This is a genomic window from Halorubrum sp. FL23, assembly GCF_052439115.2.
In the GTDB taxonomy this organism is placed as follows: Archaea; Halobacteriota; Halobacteria; order Halobacteriales; family Haloferacaceae; genus Halorubrum; species Halorubrum persicum.
Genome location: NZ_JBQVRO020000009.1, coordinates 1 through 14,804, shown reverse-complemented (window position 1 = coordinate 14,804; position 14,804 = coordinate 1). Strand labels below are relative to the sequence as shown.

General features: G+C 69.0%; 12 protein-coding genes and 1 tRNA gene. 7 read left to right on the top strand and 6 right to left on the bottom strand.

Annotated features, from left to right (window positions below; all coding sequences use genetic code 11):
• Window positions 1-17 precede the first annotated feature (17 nt).
• Together ACT4MF_RS11890 and ACT4MF_RS11885 are read right to left on the bottom strand one after the other, a co-directional pair.
• Complete coding sequence (locus ACT4MF_RS11890) at window positions 18-1,409, bottom strand: ATP-binding protein (RefSeq protein WP_444682755.1); 1,392 nt, start codon at window positions 1,407-1,409, stop codon at window positions 18-20.
• A 1,142-nt stretch (window positions 1,410-2,551) separates the two neighbouring features.
• Window positions 2,552-3,715, bottom strand: coding sequence for a hypothetical protein (locus ACT4MF_RS11885; RefSeq protein ID WP_444682754.1), 1,164 nt, complete (start codon window positions 3,713-3,715; stop codon window positions 2,552-2,554).
• Window positions 3,716-3,819: 104 nt separating this feature from the next.
• On the opposite strand from ACT4MF_RS11885, the gene ACT4MF_RS11880 reads away from it, so the two are divergent.
• The 3 genes from ACT4MF_RS11880 to ACT4MF_RS11870 all read left to right on the top strand — a co-directional run bounded on the left by ACT4MF_RS11880 (window position 3,820) and on the right by ACT4MF_RS11870 (window position 6,012).
• Window positions 3,820-4,599 carry a DUF7857 domain-containing protein gene (locus ACT4MF_RS11880; RefSeq protein WP_444682753.1) on the top strand — a complete coding sequence of 260 codons (780 nt, stop codon included), beginning with the start codon at window positions 3,820-3,822 and terminating at the stop codon, window positions 4,597-4,599.
• On the top strand, window positions 4,596-5,246 hold the full coding sequence (locus ACT4MF_RS11875) for a MinD/ParA family ATP-binding protein (protein ID WP_099256141.1): 651 nt from the start codon (window positions 4,596-4,598) through the stop codon (window positions 5,244-5,246). Before ACT4MF_RS11880 ends, ACT4MF_RS11875 begins: the two co-directional genes overlap by 4 nt.
• Before the next feature lie 76 nt (window positions 5,247-5,322).
• On the top strand, window positions 5,323-6,012 hold the full coding sequence (locus tag ACT4MF_RS11870) for a peptidase (RefSeq protein ID WP_099256140.1): 690 nt from the start codon (window positions 5,323-5,325) through the stop codon (window positions 6,010-6,012).
• Between the two features lie 30 nt (window positions 6,013-6,042).
• Here the strand turns inward: ACT4MF_RS11870 and ACT4MF_RS11865 are convergent, their stop codons facing one another.
• On the bottom strand, window positions 6,043-6,348 hold the full coding sequence (locus tag ACT4MF_RS11865) for a HalOD1 output domain-containing protein (RefSeq protein WP_444682752.1): 306 nt from the start codon (window positions 6,346-6,348) through the stop codon (window positions 6,043-6,045).
• A gap of 316 nt (window positions 6,349-6,664) precedes the next feature.
• On the opposite strand from ACT4MF_RS11865, the gene pheS reads away from it, so the two are divergent.
• Together pheS and pheT are read left to right on the top strand one after the other, a co-directional pair.
• On the top strand, window positions 6,665-8,173 hold the full coding sequence (pheS, locus tag ACT4MF_RS11860) for a phenylalanine--tRNA ligase subunit alpha (RefSeq protein WP_444682751.1): 1,509 nt from the start codon (window positions 6,665-6,667) through the stop codon (window positions 8,171-8,173).
• Window positions 8,173-9,912: a phenylalanine--tRNA ligase subunit beta gene (pheT, locus tag ACT4MF_RS11855; RefSeq protein ID WP_444682750.1), complete on the top strand. Its 1,740-nt coding sequence runs from the start codon at window positions 8,173-8,175 to the stop codon at window positions 9,910-9,912. Before pheS ends, pheT begins: the two co-directional genes overlap by 1 nt.
• 420 nt (window positions 9,913-10,332) lie before the next feature.
• On the opposite strand, the gene ACT4MF_RS11850 is transcribed toward pheT, so the two are convergent.
• Entirely contained in the window at window positions 10,333-11,478 is a 1,146-nt protein-coding gene (locus ACT4MF_RS11850) for an aminopeptidase (protein WP_099256136.1), read from the bottom strand.
• Between the two features lie 163 nt (window positions 11,479-11,641).
• On the opposite strand from ACT4MF_RS11850, the gene ACT4MF_RS11845 reads away from it, so the two are divergent.
• Window positions 11,642-12,310 (top strand): DUF7119 family protein, encoded by a 669-nt coding sequence (locus ACT4MF_RS11845; protein ID WP_099256135.1) that lies wholly within the window; start codon window positions 11,642-11,644, stop codon window positions 12,308-12,310.
• Here ACT4MF_RS11845 and ACT4MF_RS11840 read toward each other — a convergent pair.
• Window positions 12,283-13,647, bottom strand: coding sequence for a M20 family metallopeptidase (locus tag ACT4MF_RS11840; protein ID WP_444682749.1), 1,365 nt, complete (start codon window positions 13,645-13,647; stop codon window positions 12,283-12,285). The two genes, ACT4MF_RS11845 and ACT4MF_RS11840, sit on opposite strands and share 28 nt — an antisense overlap.
• Window positions 13,648-13,758: 111 nt before the next feature.
• Between ACT4MF_RS11840 and ACT4MF_RS11835 the strand changes: the two genes are divergently transcribed.
• A tRNA-Lys gene (locus ACT4MF_RS11835) sits at window positions 13,759-13,832 on the top strand.
• A 563-nt stretch (window positions 13,833-14,395) separates the two neighbouring features.
• On the opposite strand, the gene ACT4MF_RS11830 is transcribed toward ACT4MF_RS11835, so the two are convergent.
• Window positions 14,396-14,804: PGF-CTERM sorting domain-containing protein (locus tag ACT4MF_RS11830; RefSeq protein ID WP_444682748.1), on the bottom strand; the 409-nt coding region annotated here is incomplete at its 5' end.

Sequence of the window (14,804 nt, the reverse complement as noted above, 5' to 3'; positions counted from 1 at the left end):
ACCCACGGTTCAGTCGTTCATTTTCTAAGTGCGGCGACGGCGTCGTCGATCGTATAAAGGCGTACATCGTCACGCTCGACAGCGGCTTCGTGGACGCTATCCGTAAACCCGCTCCGGGAGAACAGCGCGTATTCGACGGTCCGCGTGCCGCCGCCCGACGGCTGCCAGCGGAGTTCCTCGACGTGCGTCTCCAGTGACGCCAGCGCGCCGTAGTCGAGAGGCGATTCCTGATACTTACACTCGCCGACGACGAGCGTGTCCTCGTCGGTGAGTCCGACGACGTCGATCTCGTGGTCCTGATACCACCACTGTCCGACATCGACGATCGGCGTCTCATCGTACAGCGTCCACAGGGCCTCACAACACAGTTGCTCGAAGGCGGGAGCGACGAAGTCGGCCATCTCCGGTTCGACGAGTCGTTCGTAGGCCTCGTCTCCGAACTGGTCATAGCGATCCGAGCTCCCGTACAGGAATCGGAACCAGAACCGGAAGAGCGGGTCACGAAGCCGATACTGGCTTCGTTTAGATCGTTCGGGCTTCTCAGTCACCGGCACGTGTCGTTCGATGAGCCGGAGCCGCGAGAGCCGGTCCAAATACGTCGATAGCTGGTTGTAATCGATACCGGTCACGCCGGCGATCTCGTTGCGGCCGGTCGCCCCGCCGGCGATCGCTTCGAGGATCGAAAAGTAGCGCGTCGGCTCCGTCAGTTCCATCCGGAGGACGTGCTCCGGCTCGTTGCGGAGCGAGCCGTGACGAGTCAGCACCGTTTGCTGGATGTTCTCGCCGAGCGACCGATCGGCGTCGAGTTCCTCGAGGTAGTAGGGAACGCCACCGAACACACTCCACGTACGCACGGCCTCGTCCGCCGTCGCATCGTCCGGGAGAAACTCCGTCGCGGCGTCGAACGAGAGTTCACGGATGTCGAGCGTGAGGGAGGTTCGCCCGTATAGCGGGCTGTCTCCGAACAGCGTCGCTTCCTCCATCATGCTGATCGACGACCCGACGAGAACGAACGTCGTCTCCGACTCATCGAACTCGTGGTCGAACAACGCCTGTAAGACCGACGGAAGACTCTCGTCTTGTTCGATCAGGTACGGAAACTCGTCGAGGACGACGATCGCATGCTGGTCGGCCAGATATCTGAACAGCCGCTCCCAGTCGGGCCGAATGTCTTCGATACCAGGGAACGTGTCAGCCGCAGCTTCGACGAACTGTTCCAGCTGGAGCTCTCGTGTCTTCTGTCGTGCTTGGTAGAAGACCGCGTTCTCTCGTCCCTCAAGTGCCTTCTTGACGAGTCTCGTCTTTCCCAGTCGTCGCCGTCCGTACACGACGGCGAGATCCGCGTTCTCCGAGTCGAAAAGGCCGTGAAGCCGATCTAACTCCTCCGAGCGGTTCACGAAGTCTGTCATGGCGCTGAATTAGTGAGTGTCGAATAAAAATATTCTGAATAATCATATTCCGAATAATCATATTCTGGAATATATAGAGATATCATCTATTGAGGATCCAACCAAAGAAAATTAGAATAGCTCCGAGAACAAACAGATACGTTAGAAAGTCATCAGAAATAATACCTTTCGTCTTAAATCCCGAAACGATTTTATAAAACGTTTGCCTCATTTGAGGAAATATGACAACGAATGATTAATTCTGAATGGTATCAAATTTCATATATAGTGGCGGATTTGTAGGAGTTCAACAGAGTCTCTTGGTTATAAACGAGATTTTGGGTTAGCGAAACAATGTCGTTACAAACTTACTCGTAAATTCGGTTGAACAGAATACGGTCCGCGTTAACATTGATACATTCGATTGTCTCGCCGGACGCACTGAGTTTCGCACAATTCTCGGAGACCAGAATGTCGATGGCATCGTTGATGTGTGCCCTAATCTTGGAGCCGGTACGCTGATAGCCGTAGAGACGCACGATTTCGAGTACGAGATCCTCACGTGTCATCCGGGTACCTGCTTCGAGTATCAGATGGCCTGCCCGTGCGAGCTCTTCGAGAGGAATCTCATCAGCAGACCGACTCGCAGTCCCCGTGTTAGTTCGGAGTGTAATCGTGTCGGGGCGCTCACCGGGTCACATAAAGCTGTCGTGAAGACACACCGCATCCCGTCGATTTTGCTTGCGCGCTGTCTTGTTGAGTGACTGGCGGATATTCTTCCCGAGACGGGTGATATTCCACCGACTAATGACGGTTCGGAATCTGATATCTCGTTTTTCAGGCCCGAATTCGTCGACGACGTTCACAAGCGTCGACGCAACGCGACGCGTCGACACCTCGTCGAAGGACTTGTCACGGCGCGTCGTAACCTGTGGTTCCTGCCAGTCAGTAGTGTATTCTTGGATACCACTTCCAGCTCTTCGGTGTGAGATCGTAGATACTCGGTGATAGCCGCCTCGTCAACGGCCGCTTCGTCGGTGCCGAATCCTTTCAGGATCGTTCTCACTTCGTCGGTATAGTCGTTCGACGGTCGAACCAGCGTCCGTCGCGCCGCGAGCCGAACGCCGATCGCCAGATCCCGGCCGCCACCCGTCCCGAACCTCTCACTCCGCGTCCGCGACGATCCACGGCTTCGCGTCGGGGTCGTACTCGGCGATCGCGCCGCTGTGGCTGCGCGTCTCGGGCGCGAGGACGCCCACGTGTTTCAGCTGTTGGACGAAGTTGAACAGGACGTTGGTCCGGATCACGTCCGTCCAGACGTCCCGGTCTCGGTAGAGCTGGGCGGTCTCACCGCGCTCGATCAGCTCCCGAGCGCGGGTCGCGCCCCGGGTCGTACAGAACGCGCTCAGGAAGACGTTCGGGTACTCGCGGACGAGGCGCTCGACGAGATCGAGGAACTGCACGCGCGGCCCCTCCTTTCGGAGCGCGTCGAGCAGCAGCCCGAACTCGGGGTGTCTGACGAACGAGTTCCGGAGCAGTATCGCGAGCGGCGGGTGGACCTCGGCGACGGTGCGCCGACCCACGTCCTCCTTCGTCAGGCGCAGGTCGTCGAGGGCTTCGATTCCGTAGCCGCGGAGCACCGTCGCGGCCAGTCCCCCCTGTTCGGTCAGTTCGTGCGGCGACCCCGCCGAGACCAGCCCGAGGGTACGCGCGCTCGCGACGGTCTCGTCGCCGGCGCCGAAGCCGTACTCGTCGGCGATCGCGTCGACGAGCTCGTCGCGGGCGAGCGGGCCGTATCTGTCGAGCGCGACGACCGGCGCGAAGTAGTTGAGCGGCTGCGCGAGGCTCAGCGTCGTGATATCGCCGCCGAACTCGTTCCCGCGGAACCGGAGCGACAGCTGCCCCTCGATGTCCGCGACCTCCGCGGTCGACTCCGCGCTCGGCGGCGAGCGCCACGCGGTCGCGCCGTCCTCCTCGACCCCGATGACGCCAACGCCCTTCGAGCGGAGCAGGTCGGCGTGCGGTCTCACCGCCTCCCCGTGGCCGGCGAGGTACGACACGTGGGCGCCCTGCTGGTAGGTCAGCGCCTGTCCGATGCCTCGCAGGAGGTTCGTCGACCCCTTCACCTCGATCGCGAACACGCGGTTCGCGTCGGTGAACCCGAGCACGTCGGGGTACCGCCCCCGGATCGTGATCTCGTGGCGCCGGCAGCGGTCGAGCACGTCGGCGTACGCGTCGCTGTGCGCCTCCGGAACGTGGACCAGCGGCTCGTAGTTCCGCTCGTCGAGCGCGGTCACCACGCGGTCGAACACCGCCGACTCGTTCATACGGGACGCATATCCTCGCGGACAATAAGCGGTTCTCCGGCTCCCCTCGACGGTCACTGTGCCCCCCGCCTGCAGTTTAAGTGTGGTACCGCGGCACCCGCCGTATGGACTTCGCGTGGGACGTCGACCGGGAGGGTGACGTGTCGCTGGTTCGGTGCCGCGTGCGCAACGACGACGCCGTCCCGCGGCGCGTCCGGATCGAGAGCCGGCTCGACGCCCCCGTGCTCCCCCCTCGTCGAGGAGGCGTCGCCGAGGAGGGGTGGGACGAAGGGGGCGTGACCCTGCGTCTCGCCCCCGGTGAGCGGCGGGCGCTCGGCTTCGCGGCCCGCGCCCAGCCGGCCGACCCGCCGGTCGAGGTCGCCGAGGTGACGGCGGTCGATCCGGTGGAGCGGTCGGGAGAGAACGCTCCGACAGACGCGGACGACGGGGCGGCGTCGGCGGCGGCCGCCGCCCTCCAACGGCTCGGCGACCACCGCCCGCCGAGAGACGCGGTCGCAGGGACTGCAGACGGGATGAGCAAGAGAGGCGAAACGAACGATTCAGACCCTCCGACCGGCCCGAACTCCCCGCCCGACGTCGGCGAAGCGCCCGGCCGTTCCGCCGCCCCGCCGTCGGGAGCGGTGGAGTGGTCCGGTGCGGTCGACGCCCAACTCGAGGCGGTCGAGGCGCGGATCGCCCGGGCGGAGCGGCTGACCGACGCCGACGTCGCGACCGCGACGGAGGTGGTCGCGGAGGCCGACGGCGTCGAGGAGCTCTCCGGGCTCGACGAGCGCGTCGCAGCGGACGCGACGCGGCTCCGAGCGCTGAGCGAACGCGCGTCGGCGCTCGCGGCGCGCGCGGAGGCGACCGACGCGCCCGTCGAGGCGCTGGAGCGACTCGCGTGATCCTCGCCGTCGCCGGCGGCAAGGGCGGCGTCGGGAAGACGACGCTCGCGTACAACGTCGCCGCCGCCCTCGACGCCGTCGTCGTCGACGCCGATCTCGGGATGGCGGACCTCCCCGGCGGTCGCGGTCCGGACCTCCACGACGCGCTCGCCGGCGCCGCCGACCCGATCGAGACCCTGCGGGCCGGGCCGGTCGACATCGTCCCCTGCGGTCGGACCCTCGCCGGCGCGCGAGCGGCCGACCTCCGGCGGCTCGAAGCGGCGGTGGCGGCGATCGAGCGGGCGCGCGGCACCGTCGTCCTCGACTGTCCCGCGGGGCGGCGTGCTGACGCCGGCGTACCGCTCGCGGTCGCGGACGCGTGTCTGCTCGTCGTGTCGCCGCGGGCGTTCGCGCTGGCCGACGCGATCCGAACCCGCGAGCTCGCCCGGGAACTCGACGCCGGGCTCGTCGGCTGCGCGGTCAATCGCGTGACCGAGGAGCCGCCGACCGGCGCGATCGCCGATGCGCTCGGCGCCCCCGCGTCGGTCGTCCCCGCCGACCCGAGGGTCGGCCGATCGGTCGTCGAGGAGCGACCGGTCGTCGACACCGCGCCCGACAGCGCCGCGGCGGCCGCGGTCCGGGAGCTCGCCCGGCGAGTCCCCGGCTGACGGGCATCGCCGTCGCCTCTCCCGTGCGGATCGCGAAGTCGCGCCTTTTTCCGGCTCCGGCACGCACTCGCTGACGATGCTCACGGTCGCTCTGCTCGTCGGCGTCGCCGTTCTGACGTTTCTCGCCGTCGAGATCGGTCCCCTGTACGCGGCCGATCGGTTCCGGGATCTCCGGGAGCCGACCGACGGCGAGCGCGGCCGGCTCGACTTCCTCCGCGAGACGGCGGGGCTCGAGGCGGACCGGGTCGCGATCGAGCGCCGCGGTGCGGACGAAGCGGGCGGCGCAAACGACGGGGTCGGCCGCGTCGAGGTCGCGGTCCGCGGCCCGCCTCGGCGGCGCGTGTTGTTCCTCTCGGAGGCCGTCCTCGACGACGTGGACGAGGACGTCGCGCTCGGCCTCCTCGCGGCCGAGGCCGGCCGCGTCGAGACGTACTACGGCGAGTTCCGCGCCGTCGCGGTCGCGGCCGTCGTCGGCGTGTTGGCAGCGATCGTCACCGCGACGGTCCCGTTCGACGCGGGGTTCGCGTCGCTCGTCGCCGTCGGCCTCGCGGCGTTCTGGGTCGGGCGACGGGTGCAGTACGCGGCCGACGACCGCGCCGCGGACGCGGTCGGCGCGGGTCGCGTCGCCGACGCGTTCGAGCGCGTGGCGGCGATCCGCGGCGTCGAGCCGGAGACCGGCGACTGGTCGACGTGGTTCGAGGTGCAGCCGCCGCTCGGCGATCGGATCGCGGCGCTGCGAGAGCGAGAGGGGTCGGAGGCGGAGTGAGCCGCCGCAGTCGGTCGCTGCGTCGGCCCGTTACCGGGAGGGCTGGACGACGGCCGCCGTCGCGTCGACGCTGACCGCGTAGCCGGCGACGGAAAGGGAGACGTCGAGGTCGACTTCCGGGTGGCTGGCCACGAGCGTGTCCAGCGCGTCCAAGTCCACGTGCTCGTAGAGGACGATCCCGGCTTCGTCGGCCAGGTCCACCGGCTCGACGCCGGCGGCGTCAGAGACGGCCTCGACGACGGCGCGACTCGGCGATACCCCGTCGTCGCTGTGTTCGACGCGGACCGCCTCTGAGACCGACTCGTGACCCCGAGCGTTCGTCGTTGCGCTGCTCATACCCGTTTCAGGGTCGAACAGACGTATAATACCCCCGCCTAATTTATCGATACTGATACTCTATCGCGAGCGGACGGTCGTCCCCGGTCCTCCCTCGCACCTCCAACACACGACCGCGCGAAGCGGTATCGCCGCCGGGACCGACGACGAGGCGTTCGGGGTCGGATTAGCTCACGGCGGGGTGGGTGGGCCACCTCCGCTCTTGCGAACCCCGCGCGGCGGCTCCGCCCTACGGCGGGATGGTGCACCCGCGCGGATCGCCGGCGACGTGCCGGAACCGTTACCAACCAGCCAGACGCGTATACAGACAACTCGAATGCGACTCCCGGAACGACAGCTCGCGGTCCTCGAAGCCGCGAGCGCGACGGACGAACGGACGATAGACGAGATCGCGTCGGAGACCGGGCTGAAACCCGAGACGGTCACCGGCGCCGCCTTCGATCTCCGCGACGAGGGACTCCTGTCCGTCGTCGAGACGGCCGCCGAGACGCTCGACCTGACCGACGAGGGCCGTCGGTACGTCGACGTCGAGCTCCCGGAGACGCGGCTCTACCGCGCCGGACTCGCGCTCGGCGCCGACGAGTCCGCCGTCTCGATGGGGCGAGTCATCGGCGAGGCGGACCTCGACGGCCCCGAGGTCGACATCGCGCTCTCGAACTTCGCGCGCAAGGGGTTCGGCTCGATCGACTCGGGCGAACTGACCGCCGACCCGGCCGCCGATCCCGACGCCGACCCCGAGGCGGCCGCGCTCGCCGCGCTTGCCGACGGCGCGGCCCCGGACGCCGACGACGCCGTGCTCGACCAGCTGGACTCCCGTGGACTCGTCGACCGCGGCGAATCCGTCACTCGGTCGGTGACGCTCACCGACGACGGCGTCGACGCGCTCATGACGGGCGTCGAGGCGACCGAGACGGTGTCGGAGCTCACCCCGGAGCTGCTCGCCAGCGGCGAGTGGCGCGACGTGGAGTTCTCGGCGTACAACGTCGAGGCCGACGCGCCAACGACGCGAGGCGGCCGGAAACACGTCCTCCGCCGGACCGCGGACCGGGTGAAGGACGTGCTGGTCGGCATGGGTTTCCAGGAGATGGAGGGTCCCCACGCCGACAGCGACTTCTGGATCAACGACTGCCTGTTCATGCCCCAGGACCACCCGGCGCGGACCCACTGGGACCGGTTCGCGCTCGACGTGCCGCCGATGGAGGGGATTCCGGACGAGCTGATGGCCCGCGTCGAGGCGGCTCACCGCGACGGCTGGGGGATCGACGGCGACGGCTACCACTCGCCGTGGTCACAGGAGTTCGCCCGCGAGGTCGCCCTCCGCGGCCACACCACCTCGCTCTCGATGCGGTACCTCTCGGGGATCGCGGGCGCGGGGCTGGAGCCGCCCCAGCGCTACTTCTCCGTCGAGAAGGTGTACCGCAACGACACGCTCGACCCGACGCACCTGCTGGAGTTCTTCCAGATCGAGGGGTGGGTGATGGCCGAGGACCTCTCGGTGCGCGACCTGATGGGCACCTTCGAGGAGTTCTACCGGCAGTTCGGCATCACGGACATCCGGTTCAAGCCGCACTACAACCCCTACACGGAGCCCTCCTTCGAGCTGTTCGGGGAACACCCCGAGACCGGCGAGGAGATCGAGATCGGCAACTCGGGCGTCTTCCGCGAGGAGGTCACCGGCCCGCTCGGCGTCGACTGCGACGTGATGGCGTGGGGGCTCGCCCTCGAACGGCTCGCCATGCTGACCACCGGCGCGGAGGACATCCGCGACCTCCACGGGACCTTGGCGGACATCGAGTTCCTGCGTGACGCGGAGGTGAGCTACTGATGCCCGTCGTCGACATCGACACCGACGAGCTGCGCGGGCTCACCGGCCGCACCGACACCACCGACGAGGAGTTCAAGGAGGACCTGTTCGGGCTCGGGTTGGAGTTCGAAGGCGAGACCGACGACGGCCTCCTCCAGTTCGAGTTCGCGCCCGACCGGCTCGACCGCCTCTCCGTCGAGGGGGTCGCGCGATCGCTGCGCTACCACTACGGCGACGACCGGGGCGTCTACGTCCCCGAGACGAACGACCCCGAGTGGACCATCGAGGTCGACGAGTCGGTCCCGGACGAGCGCCCGTACGTCACCGGCGCCGTGGTCCGCGGCGTCGACCTCGACGAGGGCGCGCTCGACTCGCTGATCCAGCTCCAGGAGAAGCTGCACGCGACGATGGGGCGCGGCCGCGCGAAGGGCGCCGTCGGCATCCACGACCTCGCGATGGTCAAGGGCGCGCCGCTGCAGGAGGGCGCGGAGCCGTCGATCACCTACCGCGGCGTCGCCCCCGACGGCGACACGTTCGTCCCGTTGGACGCGAACGACGAGCTGACCCCGTTCGAGGTGCTCGCCGAGCACGACACGGGGCAGACGTACGCCGACCTCGTCGAGGAACTCGACCGCTACCCCGCGATCTACGACGAGCTCGGCCTGTTCTCGTTCCCGCCCGTCATCAACGGGAAGCGGACCGAGGTGACGACCGGCTCCCGCGAGCTGTTCGTCGAGCTCACCGGCACCGACCAGTGGACGATCGACCGGATGTGCAACATCATCTGTTACGCGCTCTCCGCCCGCGGCGCGACGATCGAGGCGGTCGAGGTGAACTACGCCGACGGCGCGACGCACCCGAGCGAGTACGGCGCGGAGCTGGTCCGCCCGAACCTCGACACCGACGAGAAGGCGGTCGGCCACGACCGCATCGAGACCCTCCTCGGCGTCGACTTCGAGCCCGAGGAGGTCGTCGACTGCTTCGAGCGCGCCGGCCTCGACGCCTCCTACACCCTCGACGAGGACGTGACCTACGAGGTGGAGATCCCGCCGTACCGCGTCGACGTGCTCCACCCGCTCGATCTGGTCGACGACGTGGGGCGGGCCTACGGCTTCGACAACTTGGAGCCGCGCTACCCCGACGTGGGGACGGTCGGCGGGCGCCACGAGCGCTCCCGGCTGGAGGACGCGGTCCGGACGAGCCTCGTCGGGCTCGGCTTCGAGGACCTGCTCAACTTCCACATGACGAGCGGGACCGAGAACTACGACCGCATGCACGTCGAGCCGGGAAGCGACGCCTTCGGCGGCGGCGACCCCGTCGCGATCACGGAGCCGTACAGCGAGGAGTACACCCAGCTCCGCACGTGGGCGCTCCCGTCCCTCCTGATGCTGCTCGAACGGAACACCCACAACGCGTACCCGCAGGACGTCGCGGAGGTCGGCTTCGCGGCCGAGCGCGACGAGACGACGGACACGAACGTCGCCGAGCGCCGCCACGTCGCCGGCGCGGTCGCCCGGCGCGACGCCTCCTACGAGGCCGCGAAGGGCCGCCTGCAGTCCGTGTGTGACGACTTCGGCGCGGAACTGGAGACGCCCCGCACGGAGCACCCCTCCTTCATCGACGGGCGGACCGCCGCGGTCGTGATCGACGGCGAGGAGGTCGGCGTGATCGGCGAGGTTCACCCCGCCGTGCTCGTCGAACACGACCTGGAGGTGCCCGTCGCCGCCTTCGAGTTCCACCTCGACGCGCTACAGAAGTAGGGGCTCGATCTTTACGTTACTGTCGGGCATTTATACCTCGCCGACGACTCCGCGGTGAGGACCTCCAAAGCCCTAGCCGCTCACTTATAACGGCTGTTGACGGCGGATCGACGATGGACACCTCCAAAGCCCCAGCCGCTGAGGCGGGCGTAGGCTCGCTGCGGTCCTCAGTCGCTCGCTCCGCTCCCTCCTTGCGGTCCTTACGTCGCCTACGCCCGCCTCAGCGACTGCCCCTTTGAGTCCCACCCGACCCAAACCACACAGCCTCACACCTCCCCAGCCTCGTCGCTGGCGGCGACAGCCGCCAGCGACTCCCTCGCACGCGCTCCTCGCGGCCGCCATCGGCGGCCGCTCGGAGGCGCGCGCCACCGCACCGACGTATTTACTTAAATACCGTACGCCGTCCACGACTTCGATCGGTCAGCCCTCGAACCCCTCCTCCCACCGGAACGTGCCGTTGCGCTGGACGACCTCGCCGTCGATCTCCAGCCGGGAGCGCTCGCTCACGTCGCTGATCATGTCGACGTGGACCGCGCTGTCGTTGCCGGAGTCGCCCTCCGGCAGGCAGGCGTCGTACGCGCGTCCCACCGCGAGGTGGACCGTGTCGCCCATCTTCTCGTCGAAGAGGATCGAGTCGGTGAACCGATCGATCCCGCGGTTCATCCCGATCCCGAGCTCGCCGAGCCGCCGGGCGCCGGCGTCCGTGTCGAGCACGCTCGCGAGCGCGTCCTCGCCGGCGCCCGCCGAGAAGTCGACGACTTCGCCGTCCTCGAAGACGAGGTGCACGTCTCGGACGCGCGTCGCGTCGATCGTCATCGGCACATCGAAGAACGCCTCGCCCTCGGTGTCGACGGGGGCGGTGAACACCTCGCCGGAGGGGAGGTTGTGGGAGTCGTACGCCACGGAGGCGGCGGAGTTGACCGCGGTCCGGCCCGCGATCGACATCGACACGTCGGTGTCGGGGGCGCCGTCGCGCTCGGTGACGATCCGGACCTCCTCGCCGGCGTCGAGCGCGTCCTTCATCGCCGCCATCTCGTCGGCGAGCGCCTCCCAGTCGCGGAGCACGGCGTCGTAGACGAACTCGCGGTACTCCTCGTAGGCCATCCCGGCCTGCTGGGCGAGCGAGCGCGTGGGGTGGACCGTCGACACCCAGTCGGTGTCCATCCGCGCCTCGCGCGCGTCACGTCTCGCCGTCGCGTAGGCTTGCCGCGTCGCGCTCGACACGTCCGCCGTCGCGGTCGTGTTGCGTCCCCCGCCGATCCGGAGGTAGGCGTCCGCGGCCTCGAACAGCGCGCGCTCGACCGCCGGGTCGTCGTCGAATGCGGGGACACCGTCGCCGCCGTCGCCGTCCGCCCCCGCCTCGGCGCCTTTCAGATACGCCCGCGAGACCTCCGCCGATCCGTACAGGGTGGTCGCGTTCGCGCCCCGCTCGCCGAGCGCCTCGACGACGGCGACGCCCAGATCGTGGGCGTCCTCGGCGACGCTCACGACCACATCGTCGCCGGCCTCGATCCGCGCGCTCCAGTCGACGAGCAGTTCCGCGTGTTCGCGTACGCGTTCGTCCATGCCGCGAGGTCTCGGTCGTCAGATAAAAACCCCTCCTCGTCGGCCGCACGCGCTGGGTTCGCGCGTCGCCCTGCCGGCTCGCCGGGCGTCTCGGGCGTCGTCGTCGTCAGCGAAACCTGCCCGGTGCCGGCCGCTTATGTGCGCGCACTCGAAGTGGTAAGGTATGAACGAGGAGTCACCCGCGGACAGACGCTCTCCCGTCGGCGAGCCGGTCGTCCGGTCGGACCCGGAGGTCACGGGCGAGCGCGCCGCCGAGGCGGTGGGGTTCGACCCGGACGACCCCGAGAGCGTCGCCGAGGCGGCCGAAACGGTCGCGCGCTTCGCGGCCGGCGATGTCGGCGACGACGACCACGTGCTGATGCTCCGGGGGGCCGCCGCCTGCGCCGCGCTCGTCCGCGGCGTCGGCTCGTACAAGGCGGCCGCCGAGCGCGCCGGCGACGACGTTTCGGTGGCGTTCATCCGGAAGTGGGCGCGCGTCCACGACCTCCCGCAGGCGATCCGCAGGCAGGTCGCGAGCGGACAGATCGCGCCGAGCGCGGCGAAGCACGTCGCGCGACTCGGGGGGACCGACCGCTACCTGCTGGCGTGGGCGACCATCGACGGCGACCTCACGGTCCGAGAGGTGCGCGCCATCGCCTCCGCCGTCAACGACGGGAGCGACATCGAGGCCGCGGTCCGCGAGGCCGGCGTCGAGCTCGGCCACGTCGGGCTCCGGCTCCCGCTCGACGCCTACGTGGAGCTCAGGCGCCGCGCCTCGAACCGGAACGTCGCCCCCGGCGACCTCGTGGCGGAGGCGCTCGACGACTACTTCTCCGAGTCGGACCCGGCGTAATCCGCGGCGAAGCGGCCGACCGCCGCGGCGATCGCGTCCCGCCCCCGCTCGACCTCCCCCCACGCGATCGTCTCGTCCGGGTAGTGCGCCTCCGCGATGCTCCCCGGCCCGAACAGGACCGTCGGGATCCCCGCCGCGACGTAGTGCCGGGAGTCGGCGCCGTAGGTCGCGCCCGTCGGCTCCGCGTCCGGGAGTCCGGTCTCGCCGATCCCCGCCCGCACGGCCTCGACGATCGGCTCGTCGACCGCGACCTCCGCGGGCTCGAACTGCACCGAGAACCGCTCGAACGTCGGCGGGTGGTCGCGGAGCCACGGGTCGCCGTCGACCACCTCGTCAAGCCGCGCGCGGAACGCCTCTTCCACCTCGTCGACCGTCTCGCCCGGCGCCACGCCGATCCGGAACTCGGCGGTCAGCGCCGCCGGCACCGTCGACGCCCACGAGCCGGCCTCGACCGTCCCGCACACGACCGGCCACGGCACCGGAAACTCCTCGTACAGGGGGTGGTCGACCGCCTCGCCGCGCTCCGTCTCCAACTCGTCGAACGCCTTCCGGATCGCCTCGAACCGCGGGAGCACGTCCTCGCCGCGCCAGCGCGTGGCGGCGTGCGCGCTCCGGCCGGACAGCTCCAGCCGCGCCATCAGCGACCCCTCGCAGGCGACGACGGGACGCAGCTCCGTCGGCTCCGCGACGATCGCGGCGTCGCGCTCGAAGGGGTAGGGGTTCGCGAGCGCCGCGGTCGCGGCCCCGTACCCGCCGTCCTCCTCGCCGGCGACCGCCTCGACGACGACCCGGAGCCCGGCGTCCAGGAGGTCGACCGCGCCCTCGGCGACCGCCTCCCGCACGTCGAGCGCCGCGCCGACGCAGGCCGCGACCCCCGACTTCATGTCCGCCGCGCCGCGGGCGGTGAGGGTCTCGCTGTCGTCGTCGCCGCCGCCGTCCCCGTCGCCGCCGCGCCCGCCCCACACCGGCTCGAACGGGTCGCTCGACCACTCGGCGGGCTCGGCGGGGACCACGTCGACGTGGCCGTTCAAGACGACCGTCGGGGTGTCGTCGGTCGCTCCGCCGCCGTCGTCGGTCGCGTCATCGTCGCCCGCTCCGGCTCCGCCGAGCGCGAGCACGCCCGCGACGCTCCGGCGGCCGGCCACGTCCGCCTCGTCGAGGTCGTCCGGGAAGGAGGGGTGGTCGGCGAGCAGCGCCGGGTCGGCGTCCCACGCGTGCGTCTCGAACCCCAGCGCGTCGAGCTCGCCCTCGACGAAGTCGGCGGCGGCCGCCTCCTCGCCGGCCGTGGAGGCGAACCGGCAGAGGTCGGCGGCGAACGCGCGCATGTCGAACTCCATGCTCGCGGCGACGGCGCCCCCTCGGAAACCGTTTCGGATCGCCGGGCGATCCCCCCGCCGCACGCGGTTTCTAAACGTTTATCCGTGGTCTCTCCGTACGGATTCGTGTCTGGGCCGGTAGCTCAGTTAGGGAGAGCGTCCGGCTTTTAACCGGACGGTCGGGGGTTCGAATCCCTCCCGGCCCGCTGTACCGCCGCGAGCATATCGCGAGCGGCGGAACTGTGCTGAGGGAGGGGATTCGAATCAGGGAACGGAGCTTGCGGAGTGACCGTGGTTCGAATCCCTCCCGGCCCGTGCAACGAGACGGTGAGCAACGCGAACCGTCGAGTGAACCGGTCGGCAGGGACTCGAAGAGACCAGTCGCGCGCAGCGAACGGAGTGAGCGAGCACGTCTGGGCGTGGTTCGAATCCCGTCGCACCCGTTCCCTTCACTTCGTTCGGTCACGGGCGCGACTGGCTCCACGCTCGCTTTGCTCGCGTGGATCCCTCCCGGCCCGTACACTGAACCGCCGAGCGATAGCGAGGCGGTGAGGGAACCGGCAGGCGGTTCGAATCAGGGAGCGGGCGGTGAGCGAAGCGAGCGGTTCGTCCCATGCGTCGTGATCGACTGACTCGCGCTTCGATCGGTCGATCCCTTCGCATCCCCTGTTGCGTCTCTTTCACCGATCGCGTCGATACGGAGCGACGCGTCTAGCGGACTCCATTTCACACCAAATAAAACGAAAACGGGGTGGTCGAACCGCGCTATTCAGTCGCCGTTGCGAGTCGCGAGCAGCGCGGCCGCGACGACAGCGACGAGCGCGACGAGCGTTCCGAAGCCGGGAATACCGTCGTCGGAACCGTCGTCGCCGTCGGTTCCGTCGGTTCCGTCGGTACCGTCAGTGCCATCGTCGCCGTCGGCACCGTCGTCGCCGTCGGTTCCGTCGGTGCCATCGTCGCCGTCGGCACCGTCGTCGCCGTCGGTTCCGTCGGTGCCATCGTCGCCGTCAGCACCGTCGTCGCCGTCGGTTCCGTCATCGTCGGTACCGTCGTCACCGTCGGCGCCACCGGTACCGCCTCCGCCGGATCCACCGTCACCGCCGTCGGAATCGTCGTCGTCGCTGTCGTCGGAATCGTCGTCGTCGCTGTCGTCGGAATCGTCGTCGTCGCTGTCGTCG